Here is a 17,201-nt window from a genome sequence, read left to right as displayed (position 1 = left end):
GCCCCTTTTATAGGGGCTTTTTAGTATTACCACCAGCGATGAAAATGGTGTACAGGGCCGAAACCTTGTCCAACCTCTAAACTATCTGCATGTTCTAACGCTTGTTGTAGATAGGCTTTTGCTTGCTCAACACAAACCTGCCAATTAACAACTTGGGGACGAATAGCGGCTAAAGCGGCTGAAAGTGTGCATCCTGTACCATGAGTATTTTTCGTATTCACACGTTTTGAGGTAAATCGCCACTCGCCATCTTGAGTAAATAACCAATCGGGACTTTCATCTTCAGTTAAATGTCCTCCTTTCATTAACACGGCTTTGCATCCTTGCTTTAGTAATGCATAACCTTGTTGCTTCATCGTTATTTCATCTTGAGCAACTTCACAACCTAGCAGGGCAGCTGCTTCAGGTAAATTAGGTGTGATCAAATCAACCAACGGTAAAAGCTGACTGACCATTTTATTAACCGCATCAGGCTGTAATAGAGGATCACCACTTTTTGCAATCATAACCGTGTCAAGAACAACAAAAGGAATAGCATATTGCTGAATTTTGTCGCAAACCACATCAATAATTGAAGCATTAGAGAGCATACCTATTTTGGCGCTATCAATTCGAATATCAGACAAGACAGCATCTAATTGAGCTGCAACAAAATCAGGGGATAAATCATAGACACTACGGACACCACAGGTATTTTGAGCAACAAGTGCTGTCATTACTGTTGTGCCATAAACACCCAGTGCGGAAAATGTTTTCAGATCAGCCTGAATACCTGCACCACCACTAGGATCGGTGCCTGCGATAGACAATGCATTAAATCTCACTGATTAACTCCTCCTTTCACCAGTTACAGAAAAGTCGGGCTCTGTTAATCAGCAGAGTTACCTTGACTTCCCTACGCTGGCATTATCCAGATCAGGTTATACGGGTTCATCTCAGCCATAAGGCGCCCCGAGCCAAAGCCTGTAAATTCAGGCGATAAGAAGTATCGCATGCTCAAGATAAAGATGCTAGCTTGATAACAGACCTCTATTGACTAACTTTCTATTTTTGAGATTTGTTATTCAGTAAGATAAATCAGTGAAGGTTGTATATAATAAATACTAAGCCGATGGCTTATATTGCGCGAAACATCAATTTAAGGAATATATTTTAGCTATCTTTAAATAAGAAGAATAAAATAAATTATTTTGCTCGTTTTAACGACAATAGATATATTATCTGCTAAATGAGGTATTTATAATGCATTTCTGGACAATCACACAATGCGGAGGGGCTAAATGAAAAATGAACCATCGCAACAGAATAATGGACAATCAATGCCTTATCTTATTCCTGATGCAGACTTTAATGTAAAATTGAAAATTCACTCTAGAAATATTGATCATACAAAAGAATTCCTTGAAAAAGGTGTTGAAGACTTTGTATTACCAGAATATAGCATCCCCAATGGGTATCGTTTTGTTAAGTCTTTAAAACGAAATCAATATCGTTTAATTTCAACTACCAATGCACCTGAAACAGTTTATCTTGTAGAGCTTATTTTTCGCAAAGATATTATATTTAGCAAAACAACATGTACTCAAGTTAAAGTGTGGCGAACTGTTTCTGAAGAACATGATATTGCGACAAGATATCTCCCTAGATACTTCTTCAGCTATTTACTTAAAACATACAGTATTGTTGTTTCTGATGAAGAACAAACAGGTGCAGGTAAGCGTTTTTGGGAAACAATGATTGATTGGGCTTTTACTGTTCACCTTAATGTTTATATTTCAGATGGAACAGAAGAAAACCGCCCTCTAACCGTTGTGAAAGATACGGATGATCTTTATGAAAACTGGGATGCTTTCTGCTGGGGGAAAGATCGAGATACTCATACTCATCGGCTCCTTGTAATTAGCAAAGAAAAATTATCTCAATAATAAGTAATCTATTTCCTGAAAACGTGTGAATAAACATTATTCACACGTTTTTAATTTAGGATAATCTGCACAAAAAACCGACACTTCACTAAATAAAACCCACGTAACTTAAACAATTTATAAACCAACACAGAACTTTTCTTTTTTTTATTTAACTCTTCTTATTTGTTACTTTATTATTCAGCTGGAAATTAATCTCTTTTTCTAAGCTAATGTTGTTAATATTAATTTTATTTCAATATGTTAATTGAGTCATAAGAATAAATATTTAGTGTTTTTTTTCTGTTGAAAGTAACCAAACCTAAATTAAATCTTACAAGGCTTATTTATCAGCTATTTATTTAAAATCTAATAAAATTTAATTTTCATTAGAAACAATATGTTATCATAAAAAAATAACATCATTTAATATCAGACAAAATTACGTTCATAAGTACAATAAGCCTATTGTTTTATTCTTAACCGATTCTACCCTCTTAAGATTTTATTTAAGAAGTAAAGTTTCAGATACCTCTTATCTTAAATACTTGTCGATTAAATAACACTATTAGTAATGTTTATTTGTCATCACCAGAATCACTGTTTATGCCGTACTCGGAGTTATATTATGTCATCGTCCTATTTTCACCCTAGCGTATTAGCTACAACGCTGTTTTCACTTGCGTTAACAACTTCCGCTTTCGCTTCTGAAAATAATACAGATACCAATCAGACTATTATGACAGAAAACCAACAAGTCACCAGCACCCCTCCTCAATCTAATAATGAAGAGAACTACTGGGAAAAATTCAAACGTAATGTTAATCAAACTTGGGATAATGACCAATATAATTACTATTTACCTGTATGGACTTGGCATAACCGATTTACTTACGATAAAGAAAAAACTGATCGCTATAACGAAACACCTTGGGGCTTTGGCATGGGTAAATATCGTTATGACAATGATGGTGATTGGTACTCCCTTTATGCGATGGCATTTATGGACTCAAATAACCGCGTACAACCTATTATGGGCTATGGTTTTGAGAAAATGTGGTATCCCGGTGATAAAGACGGTTTCCGTATGGGCGCAGGATTTACACTGAGTATTACAGCACGCCATGAATATAACTATATTCCTATGCCACTTCCTTTGCCGTTAGTGTCTGTCGGTTATGGGCACCTTTCACTACAAGCGACCTATGTACCTGGTACTTATAACAATGGTAACGTGTTATTTGCTTGGTTACGTTGGCAGTAATTTCTTATTTTTGCCTATTAGAACAGAATAAGTGTAAACAATAAAAATATAGAACAATACAATTAAAAAACGCATCATTTTAGATGCGTTTTTTGTTCAATAAAGTAACTCACTCAACCTGTAATAACTTAAATATCTTGACTGGCTTGAGCATTATCCGGTGTTTTCTTCATACGGGAAATCTTAAAACCAACCCATAAGAATGCGATCCAGAATGGCATTAAAATTACTGAAATATTCACTTGTGGCATAAATAAGATAATCACTAAAATCATGCATAAGAAAGCAAGACAAATGTAGTTACCATAAGGATACCAAAGTGCTTTAAAGAAAGGCTCTATACCCTCTTTCGTTTTTGCCGCTCTAAATTTTAAATTCGCTAAACAGATCATAATCCAATTAAGTACTAATGTGGTTACAACCAATGCCATTAATAATTCTAACGCTTGATCAGGTAATAAGTAATTAACTAAAATACCTAATGAGGTCGCAATAGCTGACAATAGTAACGACACTACTGGTACACCACGTTTATTAATGCGAGAAAGTGCATGTGGCGCATTTCCTTGTTTTGCCAAGCCATAAAGCATACGACTATTAGAGTAAACACCACTGTTATAAACTGACAGCGCAGCCGTTAATACCACAGCATTTAAAATATTTGCGATTAAGAAATTATCTAAGTTATGGAAAATCAGGACGAATGGGCTTTCACCTTTCACAACTTGCGTCCAAGGATAGAGTGAAAGTAACACTAACAACGAACCGATATAGAAAATTAAAATACGATAAACAACTTGGTTAGTTGCTTTTGGGATACTGACTTTTGGATTTTCAGCTTCAGCCGCAGTGATCCCCACCAGCTCAAGTCCCCCAAAAGAGAACATCACAATCGCTAATGCAGACATAAAGCCCGTAAAACCATGAGGGAAAAAACCTAGCTCCCATAAATTGCTAACCGAAGCTTGGGGACCACCATTACCACTTACCAGTAAATAGCTCCCAAATAAAATCATACCAACGATCGCCAACACTTTAATAATGGCAAACCAGAATTCTGTTTCACCATACATTTTAACGTTAATCAAATTGATTAAGTTAATTGCCACGAAGAAGATAGCAACGGAAACCCAAACAGGGATATCTGGTAACCAGTAGTTAATATATTTACCTGCAGCGGTTAATTCTGCCATACCGACAAGAATAAACATCACCCAATAGTTCCAGCCAGATAAAAAGCCAGCAAATGGGCTCCAATATTTATTAGCAAAGTGACTAAACGAGCCCGCAACTGGCTCTTCGGCAACCATTTCGCCTAATTGGCGCATGATCATAAACGCAATAAAACCACCAATAGCATATCCTAATATTACTGATGGGCCTGTCATATTAATAGTTTGCGCTATACCAAGAAACAGACCAGCGCCGACAGCACCACCCAGCGCAATTAGCTGGATATGTCGATTTTTCAGACCGCGCTTAAGTTCTGTCTGTTGCGACTCTCTCGCCATACATCCTCTTCTCTTTATTATTTTATCAACTTAACATGTAAACTAATGTTTACGATTTTATTCATTTCGAGCCACCATTAAAACACTATTCTGACTTGAATAACAAATACATTTTATGCTAGGCGAAAAATAATAAGAAAAGCTATCTGTTAGTTAGTGATGTTTTGAGGGAAATAATGTGGTAAAGCGACAAAGGCCTTGTTGGAAATCCTCTCCTCGATCGCAAAAATTATCTAAAGCCACCAGATAGAGGCCAAAGGTAATGATCAATGCAATAATTAAGCTAATAATTATTTTCTTTGCGTTCAATTTAAAATCCTTTAAATACATTTTGTTAGTATGACTTATCACATTACAAGTATTCGCTTAAATACGATAACAAGAAAAGGAGTTGTTGTTATAAAATTCGCAATCAATTATCTCTATAAGTAAATTTAGCATAACTTTCATTATGAAAGGTAAATGCTTCCTCGACAGACTTCAGATAATGTGCATTATTTCGCTCTAAACTGTATGTAAAATGACCTTATATTATTAAGTACACATTTTGCCAACGATTAGAGATAGCTATCCATTAATATGGATTTCTCTGTCTGCCATTTTTTGTATAAGATTAGGGAGTTAATTTTGATTTTTACCTTAACTTCATTGATAGAATGGAACTGTAATGCCACAAGATAATCATCTCGCATTAGTGTGCGCGCTAAGTAAATGGATTGAGGAGCATTTAGGCCGTGTTATCCATCTTGAAGAGTTGGCGGCTTATTCTGGATATTCTCTTTGGCACATGCAGAAAATCTTTAAAGAAGTCACAGGCACCTCTTTAGGAAAGTATATCCGTCAGCGTAGATTAGCTGGTGCTATTCATTTATTACGTACCAGTGAACGTTCTATCTTCGATATCGCTCTTGATTTCGGCTTTGGTTCGCAATCTCACTTTACTTATATGTTCCGTAAAGAGTATGGCATCACGCCTTTCGACTTTCGGCAGAATCAAGAGATCGTTTTAGAAACCAAACAGCCATTACATTTACAATCACCTTGTTGTGATTAACCCTTCTATTTATGTGACATTATACAGATAGCCTTTAATGTCACATAAATAATACTCAAGCTATGTGATGATAGGCCGCTTCGTCCTTCCTTTATCATGACTGTTTTTTTAATATGGGGATGCTAATGAGTATTAAGCTTATCGCTATTGATTTAGATGGAACCTTGCTTAACAAACAACACGAAATTACGCCAGAAGTAAAACAAGCCGTTCAGAGAGCAAAAGAAGCGGGTGTTAAGATTGTATTGGCTTCAGGGCGTGCCTTTAATGGCATCTATCCCTATTTAAAAACACTCGGTCTTGATACATCTAACTGTTACTGTATCAGCAATAATGGTAGCCAAATCCATCAAGCAGATAATGGTGAAGTTATTATTCAAGATCTGCTCAATTTTGAAGATTACCTCTATTTTGAAAACCTCGCTCGCGAGATTGGTGTCCATTTTCACGTTATTAGCGATAATAAGATTTATACCACTAATCGTCATATTAGCCATTTCACTTGCCAAGAAGCCTTTTTATCTTGGACTCCACTTTATTATCGTCCACTGAATGAAATGCAAACTGATATGTATTTTAGTAAGTTTATGATTGTTGATGCACCAGCCGTTTTAGATAATGCGATTCAATATCTTCCTGCTAATATTTATGAACAATACAGCATATTACGCAGTGCACCTTATTTTATTGAAGTGTTGAACACCCACGTCAATAAAGGAAGTGCTGTTCAAAAAGTCGCTGAACATTTAAAGATTACACCAGAAAAAATCATGTGTATTGGTGATCAAGGTAATGATTTGGCAATGCTAAAATATGCAGGCTTAGGTGTTGCAATGGGAAATGCCCCTGAAGAAGTGAAAAAAGTCGCCAAATTCGTCACACTTTCTAATGAAGAGCACGGTGTTGCAGTCGCTATCAATAAATTTATTTAAACACGATTTTTTTTGTGTTTTATCGCGAATGTCTACAAAATTATATAGCTATTGTGATCCTTAGCAGAGGATCACACTGCTTTTCGACCAAAAACATAGCCTTTTATTATTCTATAATTGCTGTTAAATGAGCGTTAAATCTGCCTTTCTTCTTACATATCCTTCAGAATTTGTTACTATCAATTCACTTTTCGTTATTCAAATTGCATTTTCACAACATATTAAGCTGTTAATTAGGCTAGATGTAGAATAACAAATATAAATCATTTATATATTTTCTTCACAGACAGGTAGTTTAAGTTATGCTTTCTACAAAAGATATGCTCGTTCTTGGAATGATGGTTTTTGCACTCTTTCTTGGTGCTGGCAATATTATTTTCCCCCCTATGGCGGGTTTTCAATCGGGAAACCTCTGGTTTAGTACATCTTTAGGTTTCCTAGTTACTGGTGTCTTACTCCCATTTCTAACCTTAGTTATCGTTGCAATTCGTGGACGTGGTGAGCGCCTTTCTATTGATTTACCTTCATGGGTTGCCGTCATTTTCTGGGTAGCACTGTATCTTATCGTAGGTTCTACTTTTGCGATGCCTCGTGTTACCAATACTGCTTATGAAATGGGTTTCTTACCTTTAGGGCTCGTTGAAAAAAATACGGCAACACACCTCACTTTCGCTCTTGTGTTTAACATCACCAGTATGTTCTTCATGTTAAAACAAGGCACGATGATAAGCGCCATTGGTAAATTTATGACACCCGCGCTTTTAATTCTACTTGTTGTTGTTGGTATTGTTGTTGTGGCTAAACCGATTTCCCCAATTGGTGAACCAACAGGACTTTATGCGGTAAATGGCTTCTTCTCTGGCTTTATTGATGGCTACCAAACCATGGATGTCCTTTCAGCCATGGCATTTGGCGGTATCGTAGCTCGTGCTTTATATACCAAAGGCATTACTGAACCACGCCAGATCGGTTTTATTACCGTAAAAGCGGGTATGATTTCAGTCTTACTGTTAGCCGCACTTTATCTGTGCCTTTTCTATTTAGGTGCAACAAGCCACTCTGTGTCTGTTTTTGCTGATCCTGCACTCAATGCCACTAACGGTGGTCAAATTTTCTCACGATATGTCGATGCGCTATTTGGTTCTGTCGGCACTTGGTTAATGGGTGGGATTGTTTTATTAGCTAGTATGACAACACTTGTTGGTGTAACAAGTGCTGCTGCTGACTACTTTGCGACATTCCATCACCGTTTAGGCTATCGTTTTTGGGTTGTGGTATTTACATTAATGACCACAATCGTATCAACGTTTGGCCTTGATACATTATTAAGAGTAACTATTCCTGCATTATTAATGATTTATCCAACTGCAGTTACATTAGTATTACTGCAATTTATTCGTAATAAATTAAAAGCGCCTCGCTTTACCTATCGCTTTACAATTGCCATCATTGTTTTGATGAGTCTTTTCGATACATTGAAGCAACTGAAGTGGTTGAATGCTGATTTGCTGCAATTATTTAGTTATATCCCGCTGTCTGATTATGGCTTAGGTTGGGTATTACCCGGTATTATTGCATTCGTTATTTCATTAATCATCAGTCTCAACTTTAAAGAAACTGAATCTGAAATTACCACTCCTAACACCATAAAATAAATAACTTGCCCCAAGGCGGATATCCACTTTGGGGCAAATTATTAAATAATTGAATGTTCTGTGACCTAAATAACTGGCTGTATCCATTTTGTACGATATTTATCAATTAATGCCATTAAAATAGCTTCTGATTGTGCATCCGGAATACCTTTAATATCACTTGCTCTAAAATGCATCTGAAATGCGCTTACCACTTTCTGTGTCTCGGGATCTAATACTCCACTCGTAGGAGTTTGATAGCCATATTTCGCCAAAAGTGTTTGGAAGTTAGCAATATCAACAGGCTCAGAGATTTCTCTTCCTGCTAAATAAAAAGCAACTGTTTCTTCATCAGGCCAAGCTCCTATTCCCTGTTTTGCTAACTCAGCCCATGGAAAAAGAGGTCCGGGATCGACCTTTCTTTGAGGAGCTATATCACTATGCCCTAAAACATTTTGAGGCTCAATGCCATAGCGTTGAATAATATCTTTCATCATTAATGTGATCGTCAAAACTTGCTCAGGAGTATAAGAAAACCAATACCTTAATATTCCCTCATCTTTATAACCCAAATTTGTAATTTCAATACCAATAGAGCCGTCGTTAAGACCTGCACTATTTCCCCATTGGCTTAGTCCCGCATGCCATGCTCTTTTATTTTCATTGACCAAAGATAAAACAATAGGTTTATTATTGATAAATTTAGGCTTTGTTGGTATTAGGTAATGACTACTTACTGTTCCTCCTGTAAGGGTTTTTAATGAAACAGCATCATTTGCTGCCGTATAATGCATAATTAAATATTTGACACGATTATCTTGTCCTGGATTATTAGCAATAATCTCAGCAACATAATTTCCTCTATCGATTAATTTAGGCTGTGTTGAACAACCTAAAAGTAAAAATACACCCAATAATAAACTTATATTGTATCGGCTAAAAATCATTATTCATCCTGAATTAAGTTGATAACATTAGCTAAATAGTAATCAAAAAACCCATATTAGAAAATATGGGTCTTGAGTTTTGTTCTTTTTTTATTATTGGTATTACTAGCTTTAATTATTACTCACTTTTTCACATCGAATTAAAGGTTCATCTGAAACAATATTCTTATCCCAAATTCCTTCTTCAATATCATCTTGTAACTCTGGATATTGTCGAATATCAAACGTAGGCAATAAACCTGCTTGTCGTTGCTGGTTATAATCTTTAACTAATTTTAAGGCGACACCAGAAAGTAAAATGATTGCGATTAAATTAGTCATTGCCATTAATCCCATTGAGAGATCGGCCATTTTCCAAACAAGAGGCATATCCGCTAAAGCGCCAAACATCACCATGGCTAACACTGCTGAACGTAACAGGAATAGCCCTGTTGTGTGATTACGTCCAAGGAAAATCATATTACTCTCAGCATAAGCATAATTAGCAATAATGGAGGTAAAAGCGAAGAAGAAAATTGCAATCGCGATAAAGGTACTCCCCCACCCCCCTACACTAGATGACAAAGCCAATTGCGTTAATTGAATACCGTTAATACCTTCTGGATAACTATCTAATACCCCCGATGATAAAATGATCACCGCAGTGGCACTACAAATAACCAAGGTATCCATAAAAACACCTAACATTTGAATATAGCCTTGGGATGCAGGATGTGGTGGATAAGGTGTTGCTGAAGCCGCAGCATTAGGTGCTGATCCCATACCTGCTTCATTAGAAAAGAGGCCGCGCTGAATACCTTGTGTCATCGCTTGACTAATACCATAAGCAATTGCACCTGCAGCCGCTTCTTGTAATCCAAACGCACTTTTAAAAATTAAAATGAAAACTTCGGGTAAGCGTTCAATATGATCTGCAACAACCCAAAATGCTAATAATAAATAAGCTGTTGCCATAATAGGAACAACTAACTCAGCAACACGAGCAACCCAACGCAGGCCACCAAAAATAATAAATCCGCTCGTTAATACTAAAAAGAGCCCCACATAAAATGGATCAAAATTAAAAGCAGAAGCTGTAGCTTGAGCAATCGAATTCGCTTGGACAGCATTAAAAACCAAGCCAAAAGCGATAATCAAGAAAATGGCGAAAAGAACCCCCATCCAGCGCATTTTCAGTCCTTTCGTCATATAATAAGCAGGACCACCTCGGTAATTACCATCATCATCTTTTGTTTTATAAAGTTGTGCTAATGTACTTTCTATTAATGATGTTGCCATACCAATTAAAGCAACTACCCACATCCAAAAAATAGCGCCAGGGCCACCCGCTGTTAAAGCAATCGCAACTCCTGTCAAGTTACCCGTACCTACACGCGCAGCTAAACTGGTGCATAATGCCTGGAAGGAAGAGATCCCTGATTTATCTGACTTATGGCTATTTTTCAAAATAGAGAACATATGACTAAAATGTCGGATTTGTATAAATCCGGTACGGATAGTAAAGTAAATACCTACTCCGAGAAGCAAGTAGATAAGAACATATCCCCATAAAATGTTATTCGCAAAGTTTATTAGCCCTGTCAAATTAATCCCCTTATATAATAACGTATATAACCTATCCTTACATCGCTATTGAAATAAAAAAAGTAAGCAGATACCGTGTAATTGAGTCAATTACTGATTTGAATCTGTCTTAAAGTAATATCAAAAATTACTGTGTTAAAAGCGAACTAAATGTAACACAATATTGTGTTACATGTATATTTTTTGTTTATTTTTTTACATGTTATTATTTTAATTAAATTATCTCATTAACGAAAACAAACAATATTGAAAAATAAAAAAACCATACATATCATTAAGATAAATAATTATTCCTTTATTTTATTAACTCAAAAAGTAAATTGAGCACATTGGTCATTAAGTTAATCAGTCATTTTAGAAAAAGAATAAATAGATTAAAAAAACATCAATTAATAATCTTTTCTATTTATCTAAAGTAAGACTTAAATGAACTATTAAAGTCATTAGTTAATGATATTTTTTAATATTCAATTTAACATTTAAGAGTTAAAAAGTTTCACAATTATTAACAATAAATATTTTATATTGCCATATCAATAAAACACTTTAATATTAATAAGATATTAAGGTAAGGTAAAAACAAACTTTACATTCTTATTTTATCATACTTCTCTAATGTATTAATTTTAAAATGGTTTGTTATCTTTCATTTTTAATGAATACTGCTGATTTGTTTCTGTTCTCTTTTTTATTCACTTACTATTCATTATATAGTCCTATTTTCTTTGAAAATTAATTAAATATTTAAAAATACTTTATTTCATATTAATAAAAAAATGTAGAATCACGTAAATTTACCTATTAACCATTTAGTTAATTTTATTTATACTATGTTTTTCCCTGGTGTTGTATTAATTTTCGCCCTGTTTCCCCAACAGGGCATTTTTTTATCTCAATATTTCAGTGTATTATCATAAGCCATTGTCAAATAATACAAAATTAAAACATATGAAATATCTAATTGATAAATTAACATTATTTAATTTCAATGCAAAATTCCCATCTATTTTCATTGATCTAAATCAAATTAAATATTCATATTATTTACTCTTTTCATAGATAAACTGCTTTTTCTCTATTTAAAAATCCATTTAATCAGGGAGGGGAACGTACGTATTTTATCATTAGCCTTATTTGAATTACTATAAAGTGGTATAACAATTAATGAGGAATAAAATTTTGTTGTTATATTTAATTGTCTTGATTAAAAATCAACCCAAATAAAACACGTCATTTTTACTACACATTAATGACTAATATCTTTATTTGCTTGCATTAATAAGCACGCTATTTTACCTTACTTATATTGTTATAGAGGGAAAGATAATGAGTTATAACCTTTCAGAATTAACACAAGAAGAAAAAGATAAGCTAAATGTAAGCTTAGCTGCTTCAGGCGTCGCTTTTAAAGAGCGCTATAACATGCCCGTTGTAGCAGATGCCGTTTTAAGAGAACAACCTCAAGCTTTTCAAGCCTTCTTTCAAGAGAGGCTGGTATTTTATCGTGCAAGAAGCCAACACTATTCTCGTTTACCTTATGAACCATCGGTAAAAAAATAGTCAAATACTTCTCGTTATTTTGATAATGGTAAAAAAAAGAGATAAACCAAGGTTTATCTCTTTTTTCAATAGATTAATAACAACTCACTATCACCTATCTATTATTTAGGGGAAACATAAGTAATAGTATTATCATCACAATTGACTTGAACATTGTAACGAAGATCTGTTCTCGCCCCTCTTACATTCAATACCATCTGATAGTTATTATTCATCTTGATAATTTCATTAGCATTAATACTTGCAACAGGTTTTGGTCCTAATGTCTTTTTATCATCTTGCCAACGAGGTAAGCGATTTTGTAAATAATCATTTTTTACTCTTGTAACAAGTTGATTATTATCTAAATTAACGCAACTCGAAAAAGGAGCAGAACGTACAATATCTTTATTAACATTTTCGATACTTTCTGCAGATGCTCCAAAAGAAATAGCAAGCAAAAAACCTGCTCCAAGTATCCCTGTTTGACCAATAAACTTGCTTAATTTCATATAACCCCCCGAAAATATCCCTTAAAACAGGATGTGTATTCATTAAGCATAGCACATGGTTAATCACACAATTGTGACATTTGTTAAAAATTTGTTTTATTCATTCTCATCATCAAATACGATAGACACTGATTCACGGGTTGTATGCTTTTCTCTTAATTCTTGAGCAACCAACTGAATTGCCTCTCCGCTACTCATACCCTCAGCCATTAGAGATTGAATTTTTTCCACTGCTTTTTGCTGCTCTTCATGTGTTAATGTAGGCATTCCTAGAAACATAATGTTACTCTTATCTTTATTAACGTCATTAACGTCTATTTTGTATTTACATGAATGTAATCTTTTTGATTACAATTTATTGTACGAATGATACAACATACTTTGTTTACATGGTCATAAGATGGATATACAATTACAACAACGCGAATTAACTTATACCCCTGATCTGGCACTGCGGGTATTTTCTCCTATTGCGTCATTGCCTTGGTCTAGTTTACTTCATTCTGGTTTTGCCGAACATCCTCATAATCGTTTTGATATTGTTGTCTCCGATCCTGCTGTGACTTTAGAAACTCGCAAACAAACGACAACGATTAAAGAAAAAAACGGCACGGTAAAACGTTCTAAAAAAGATCCTTTCACTCTCATTCAGTCTGCGTTAGAACAATTTGATTTTCACCCAGAACATAATGAGTCATTGCCTTTTTTAGGAGGTGCTTTAGGTATCTGGAGTTATGATTTAGGTCGTCATCTTGAGAACTTACCTGAAATCGCGAAAAATGAACTTAATTTTGCAGATATGGCAATTGGTATTTATGATTGGGCCCTTATTGTCGATCACCACTTAAAAAAAGCCACTTTAATTAGTTATCACAATATTGATGAGCGCTTACAGTGGTTAGAAAGCCAAACTTCCACATCCCTTGATTCGCAATTCACCTTAACAACAGATTGGCAATCAAACATCAGTAATGATGAATATAACGAAAAAATTGCTAAAATTCATCAATACTTACTTTCGGGTGACTGCTATCAAGTTAATTTAGCTCAACGTTTTTGTGCAAACTATACTGGTAGTGAATGGAATGCATTCTTAACATTAAATCGAGCTAATAAAGCACCATTCTCTTCTTTTATGTGCTTACCCAACAATTTTGTAATTAGTGTTTCACCTGAGCGTTTTATTCATTTAGTTGATAATAAAATAGAAACTCGCCCAATAAAGGGAACACTACCTCGTAAGGCATTACCAGAAGAAGATGATGAACAAGCACAATTATTAGCAAATTCGCGTAAAGATCGCGCAGAAAACTTAATGATTGTAGACTTAATGCGTAATGATATTGGCAAAGTTGCAGTAACAGGTTCAGTAAAAGTACCTGAGTTATTTGTTGTTGAGCGTTTCCCAGCAGTACATCATTTAGTCAGTACGATTACGGCACAACTACCTTCTCATTTAACAGCAACTGATTTATTAAGAGCAGCTTTTCCTGGTGGTTCTATCACTGGAGCCCCAAAAATCAGAGCAATGGAGATCATCGAAGAACTTGAACCTCATCGTCGCCATGGATATTGTGGTGCAATTGGCTATATCAGTTTTTGTGGCACAATGGACACCAATATCAGCATTCGCACTTTATTAACTGAAAAAAATAAAATTTACTGCTGGGCTGGCGGTGGTATTGTTGCTGATAGCGTTGCTGAAAAAGAGTACCAAGAAACATTCGATAAACTTGGGCAAATATTAACTGTTTTAAGAGAGTCTGCTATTGATGACACCCATTGATACTTTTATCAATCGTTTTCAACTTACATTACCTGATGATAAGGTAAATCAGTCTCTTCATACCCAAAAATCGGCAGCCGTTTTGCTGCCGATTATCAATAAACCTAATCCAACATTATTATTAACAGAACGTGCATCAACGTTACGCTCTCATGCAGGACAAGTTGCTTTACCTGGCGGTAAACGTGATCCTGAAGATAGCAACCTTATTGCAACTGCACTAAGAGAAGCGCATGAAGAAGTGACTATTCCACCCAATGCCGTATCCGTTATTGGTCAATTAGCCCCTTTGCAAAGTTCTAGCGGATATTTAGTCACTCCTATTGTGGGTGTTATTCCTGCAGATTTACCTTTGCGTAATAATCCGGCTGAAGTCGCCTCTATCTTTGAAATGCCACTAAGTCATGTACTTAATGCTCAACATTATCAACAATTAAATTTTCATCGTGCTGGTGAAAATCATCGTATCTACTTTTATCCCTATAATGGACATCTTGTTTGGGGATTAACCGCCGCTATTTTGCATAGACTCGCTCTACATATCACTTAACTCGCTATTTTATATTCAGCTTGTGCTTTTTATCAGCGCCTTCACAACTCTACTTAGCTATTTTAAAAAAATGTTGTAAACTACATCATTAACGGGACGATATAACTGTAAAAACGATCCCTTTACTATAAATAACTATATTTTATTCTTTTTAACCCTCTCTCTTATTATTAAGGAGTCTGACGTGATTAGCGTTTTCGACATGTTTAAAGTGGGCATCGGACCATCTAGCTCTCACACCGTAGGGCCAATGAAAGCGGGTAAAGAATTTGTCGATGATTTAGTCAGCCAGGAATTGATTGCGTCTGTCACTCGCGTAGCTGTTGATGTTTACGGCTCCTTGTCTTTGACAGGCAAAGGTCACCATACTGATATCGCAATTATTATGGGGTTAGCAGGTAATTCACCAGCTACTGTCGATATTGACAGCATTCCCGGTTTTATTCGTGAAGTTGAAGAAACAGGCAAGCTATCATTAGCAAATGGCTTAAAAGTTGTTGATTTTCCAGCAGAAAGTATGCATTTCAGCAATGACAATCTGTCATTACATGAAAATGGTATGACAATCCATGCTTTTGTTGACGACAAAGAAGTCTATAGAAAAACGTACTACTCTATTGGTGGTGGTTTTATCGTTGATGAAGAAAACTTTGGTAAATCAACATTAAATAGCAAGCCAGTCTCATATCCTTATGCTAGCGCAGAAGAGTTATTAACGCACTGTAAAGAAACGGGTTTATCCATTTCCAGCTTAATGATGAAAAATGAGCTGGATCTACATACTCAAGCAGAAATTAATGCTTATTTCGCTGATGTTTATAAAACCATGCAAGAATGTATTGAGCACGGTTTAAATACAGAAGGCGTATTACCAGGGCCATTACGTGTACCTCGTCGTGCAGCTGCATTAAATCGCTTATTAACATCGAGCAACAGCCTGTCAAACGATCCAATGAAAGTGGTTGATCTGATTAATATGTTTGCACTGGCAGTTAATGAAGAAAACGCAGCAGGCGGACGCGTTGTAACAGCACCAACAAATGGCGCATGTGGCATCGTTCCTGCTGTATTAGCTTACTACGATCGTTGCATCGAACCCGTTACACAAGAAACCTACCTACGTTATTTCTTGGCATCAGGCGCAATTGGTATTCTTTACAAAATGAATGCTTCAATTTCAGGCGCTGAAGTCGGTTGCCAAGGCGAAGTTGGTGTAGCTTGTTCAATGGCGGCTGCGGGTCTTGCTGAATTATTAGGTGGAAGCCCTGAGCAAGTTTGTATTGCTGCTGAAATCGGTATGGAACATAACCTTGGTTTAACTTGTGACCCAGTTGCAGGCCAAGTTCAAGTTCCTTGTATTGAACGTAATGCTATTGCTTCAGTTAAAGCCGTTAATGCCGCACGTATGGCAATTCGTCGTACCAGTGAACCTCGTGTTTCTCTCGATAAAGTCATTGAAACCATGTATGAAACAGGTAAAGACATGAATGCTAAATACCGCGAAACATCTCGCGGTGGTCTTGCAATCAAAGTGCAGTGTGACTAATAACACTATTTACACGAAAAGCCATTCATTTTGAATGGCTTTTTTTATTTTAGTGACTTTATTTTTAATCATCGTCTCCCCCTTAAATAACTAAAAATAATAATCATAAAGTACACATTTAAAATTAAGTAATATATTTTTTTATAATTTAAATATTTCTTATTTTTCCATATTAAATGTAAGTATTAAATATACACATTAAATATAGGCTCATTTAATATTCATTTAATTTTGTAAAAAATAAAGCGCATAATTTTCAGGTGTATTCATTTCTATAAAAAATTAATTTCTTATTATAAAAATAATTAAAACCCATTGTTTATTATATGGTTAATCATTCATCATATTGAAAATTATCATTTTTTTAACATTAAATAATTATTTATAATATATTTAAAGTCGCTACACTTAATAATGATAATTATTATCAATATCATT

The 17,201-nt window shown here is 35.2% G+C and carries 16 protein-coding genes and 1 riboswitch; of the genes, 9 read left to right on the top strand and 7 right to left on the bottom strand.

The window, feature by feature from the left end:
- Window positions 1–26 precede the first annotated feature (26 nt).
- On the bottom strand, window positions 27–824 hold the full coding sequence (gene thiD, locus DK861_RS17490) for a bifunctional hydroxymethylpyrimidine kinase/phosphomethylpyrimidine kinase (protein ID WP_109400898.1): 798 nt from the start codon (window positions 822–824) through the stop codon (window positions 27–29).
- A gap of 51 nt (window positions 825–875) precedes the next feature.
- Window positions 876–964: riboswitch (TPP riboswitch) on the bottom strand.
- A gap of 316 nt (window positions 965–1,280) precedes the next feature.
- On the opposite strand from thiD, the gene DK861_RS17485 reads away from it, so the two are divergent.
- Both DK861_RS17485 and pagP read left to right on the top strand, forming a co-directional pair.
- On the top strand, window positions 1,281–1,925 hold the full coding sequence (locus DK861_RS17485; protein ID WP_006533081.1) for a hypothetical protein: 645 nt from the start codon (window positions 1,281–1,283) through the stop codon (window positions 1,923–1,925).
- Between the two features lie 607 nt (window positions 1,926–2,532).
- A complete protein-coding gene (gene pagP, locus DK861_RS17480; protein ID WP_109400897.1) occupies window positions 2,533–3,168 on the top strand; it encodes a lipid IV(A) palmitoyltransferase PagP in 636 nt (211 codons plus the stop codon).
- A 128-nt stretch (window positions 3,169–3,296) separates the two neighbouring features.
- On the opposite strand, the gene DK861_RS17475 is transcribed toward pagP, so the two are convergent.
- On the bottom strand, window positions 3,297–4,679 hold the full coding sequence (locus DK861_RS17475; RefSeq protein ID WP_006533083.1) for an amino acid permease: 1,383 nt from the start codon (window positions 4,677–4,679) through the stop codon (window positions 3,297–3,299).
- 153 nt (window positions 4,680–4,832) lie between these two features.
- On the bottom strand, window positions 4,833–5,009 hold the full coding sequence (gene mgrB, locus DK861_RS18545; RefSeq protein ID WP_239452204.1) for a PhoP/PhoQ regulator MgrB: 177 nt from the start codon (window positions 5,007–5,009) through the stop codon (window positions 4,833–4,835).
- A gap of 337 nt (window positions 5,010–5,346) precedes the next feature.
- On the opposite strand from mgrB, the gene DK861_RS17465 reads away from it, so the two are divergent.
- The 3 genes from DK861_RS17465 (at window position 5,347) to brnQ (ending at window position 8,320) form a co-directional block, all read left to right on the top strand.
- On the top strand, window positions 5,347–5,733 hold the full coding sequence (locus DK861_RS17465) for a helix-turn-helix domain-containing protein (RefSeq protein WP_006533085.1): 387 nt from the start codon (window positions 5,347–5,349) through the stop codon (window positions 5,731–5,733).
- A gap of 125 nt (window positions 5,734–5,858) precedes the next feature.
- Entirely contained in the window at window positions 5,859–6,665 is an 807-nt protein-coding gene (gene yidA / locus DK861_RS17460) for a sugar-phosphatase (protein ID WP_072064220.1), read from the top strand.
- Between the two features lie 302 nt (window positions 6,666–6,967).
- Window positions 6,968–8,320: a branched-chain amino acid transport system II carrier protein gene (gene brnQ, locus DK861_RS17455; RefSeq protein WP_109400896.1), complete on the top strand. Its 1,353-nt coding sequence runs from the start codon at window positions 6,968–6,970 to the stop codon at window positions 8,318–8,320.
- A gap of 65 nt (window positions 8,321–8,385) precedes the next feature.
- On the opposite strand, the gene DK861_RS17450 is transcribed toward brnQ, so the two are convergent.
- On the bottom strand, window positions 8,386–9,246 hold the full coding sequence (locus DK861_RS17450; RefSeq protein ID WP_072064222.1) for an N-acetylmuramoyl-L-alanine amidase: 861 nt from the start codon (window positions 9,244–9,246) through the stop codon (window positions 8,386–8,388).
- Window positions 9,247–9,357: 111 nt separating this feature from the next.
- Window positions 9,358–10,830 (bottom strand): sodium:alanine symporter family protein, encoded by a 1,473-nt coding sequence (locus DK861_RS17445; protein WP_109400895.1) that lies wholly within the window; start codon window positions 10,828–10,830, stop codon window positions 9,358–9,360.
- 1,326 nt (window positions 10,831–12,156) lie between these two features.
- On the opposite strand from DK861_RS17445, the gene DK861_RS17440 reads away from it, so the two are divergent.
- Window positions 12,157–12,390 carry a DNA polymerase III subunit theta gene (locus DK861_RS17440; RefSeq protein WP_006533094.1) on the top strand — a complete coding sequence of 78 codons (234 nt, stop codon included), beginning with the start codon at window positions 12,157–12,159 and terminating at the stop codon, window positions 12,388–12,390.
- A gap of 101 nt (window positions 12,391–12,491) precedes the next feature.
- Here the strand turns inward: DK861_RS17440 and yebF are convergent, their stop codons facing one another.
- Together yebF and DK861_RS17430 are read right to left on the bottom strand one after the other, a co-directional pair.
- Window positions 12,492–12,881, bottom strand: a complete 390-nt coding sequence (yebF, locus tag DK861_RS17435) for a protein YebF (RefSeq protein WP_109400894.1) — start codon at window positions 12,879–12,881, stop codon at window positions 12,492–12,494.
- 96 nt (window positions 12,882–12,977) lie between these two features.
- The gene (locus DK861_RS17430; protein WP_069367593.1) at window positions 12,978–13,160 is read right to left on the bottom strand and encodes a YoaH family protein; all 183 of its coding nucleotides are present in this window, start codon (window positions 13,158–13,160) and stop codon (window positions 12,978–12,980) included.
- Between the two features lie 121 nt (window positions 13,161–13,281).
- On the opposite strand from DK861_RS17430, the gene pabB reads away from it, so the two are divergent.
- The 3 genes from pabB to DK861_RS17415 all read left to right on the top strand — a co-directional run bounded on the left by pabB (window position 13,282) and on the right by DK861_RS17415 (window position 16,763).
- Complete coding sequence (pabB, locus tag DK861_RS17425; RefSeq protein ID WP_109400893.1) at window positions 13,282–14,667, top strand: aminodeoxychorismate synthase component 1; 1,386 nt, start codon at window positions 13,282–13,284, stop codon at window positions 14,665–14,667.
- Window positions 14,654–15,217: a CoA pyrophosphatase gene (locus tag DK861_RS17420; RefSeq protein WP_109400892.1), complete on the top strand. Its 564-nt coding sequence runs from the start codon at window positions 14,654–14,656 to the stop codon at window positions 15,215–15,217. Before pabB ends, DK861_RS17420 begins: the two co-directional genes overlap by 14 nt.
- Before the next feature lie 184 nt (window positions 15,218–15,401).
- On the top strand, window positions 15,402–16,763 hold the full coding sequence (locus DK861_RS17415) for an L-serine ammonia-lyase (protein WP_109400891.1): 1,362 nt from the start codon (window positions 15,402–15,404) through the stop codon (window positions 16,761–16,763).
- Window positions 16,764–17,201 lie beyond the last annotated feature (438 nt).

This window comes from Proteus sp. TJ1640, from assembly GCF_003144445.1.
In the GTDB taxonomy this organism is placed as follows: domain Bacteria; phylum Pseudomonadota; class Gammaproteobacteria; order Enterobacterales; family Enterobacteriaceae; genus Proteus; species Proteus penneri.
The sequence above is the reverse complement of the archived record's forward strand: the minus strand, read 5'-3'. Positions and strand labels throughout refer to the sequence as shown.

Excerpts from the sequence above, each read along its gene's own strand:
- yebF (WP_109400894.1), bottom strand. The coding sequence starts at position 12,881 with ATGAAATTAAGCAAGTTTATTGGTCAAACAGGGATACTTGGAGCAGGT.
- yidA (WP_072064220.1), top strand. The coding sequence starts at position 5,859 with ATGAGTATTAAGCTTATCGCTATTGATTTAGATGGAACCTTGCTTAAC.
- pabB (WP_109400893.1), top strand. The coding sequence starts at position 13,282 with ATGGATATACAATTACAACAACGCGAATTAACTTATACCCCTGATCTG.
- brnQ (WP_109400896.1), top strand. The coding sequence starts at position 6,968 with ATGCTTTCTACAAAAGATATGCTCGTTCTTGGAATGATGGTTTTTGCA.
- DK861_RS17450 (WP_072064222.1), bottom strand. The coding sequence starts at position 9,246 with ATGATTTTTAGCCGATACAATATAAGTTTATTATTGGGTGTATTTTTA.
- mgrB (WP_239452204.1), bottom strand. The coding sequence starts at position 5,009 with ATGTATTTAAAGGATTTTAAATTGAACGCAAAGAAAATAATTATTAGC.
- pagP (WP_109400897.1), top strand. The coding sequence starts at position 2,533 with ATGTCATCGTCCTATTTTCACCCTAGCGTATTAGCTACAACGCTGTTT.
- DK861_RS17465 (WP_006533085.1), top strand. The coding sequence starts at position 5,347 with ATGCCACAAGATAATCATCTCGCATTAGTGTGCGCGCTAAGTAAATGG.
- DK861_RS17430 (WP_069367593.1), bottom strand. The coding sequence starts at position 13,160 with ATGTTTCTAGGAATGCCTACATTAACACATGAAGAGCAGCAAAAAGCA.
- DK861_RS17440 (WP_006533094.1), top strand. The coding sequence starts at position 12,157 with ATGAGTTATAACCTTTCAGAATTAACACAAGAAGAAAAAGATAAGCTA.
- DK861_RS17485 (WP_006533081.1), top strand. The coding sequence starts at position 1,281 with ATGAAAAATGAACCATCGCAACAGAATAATGGACAATCAATGCCTTAT.
- DK861_RS17475 (WP_006533083.1), bottom strand. The coding sequence starts at position 4,679 with ATGGCGAGAGAGTCGCAACAGACAGAACTTAAGCGCGGTCTGAAAAAT.
- DK861_RS17420 (WP_109400892.1), top strand. The coding sequence starts at position 14,654 with ATGACACCCATTGATACTTTTATCAATCGTTTTCAACTTACATTACCT.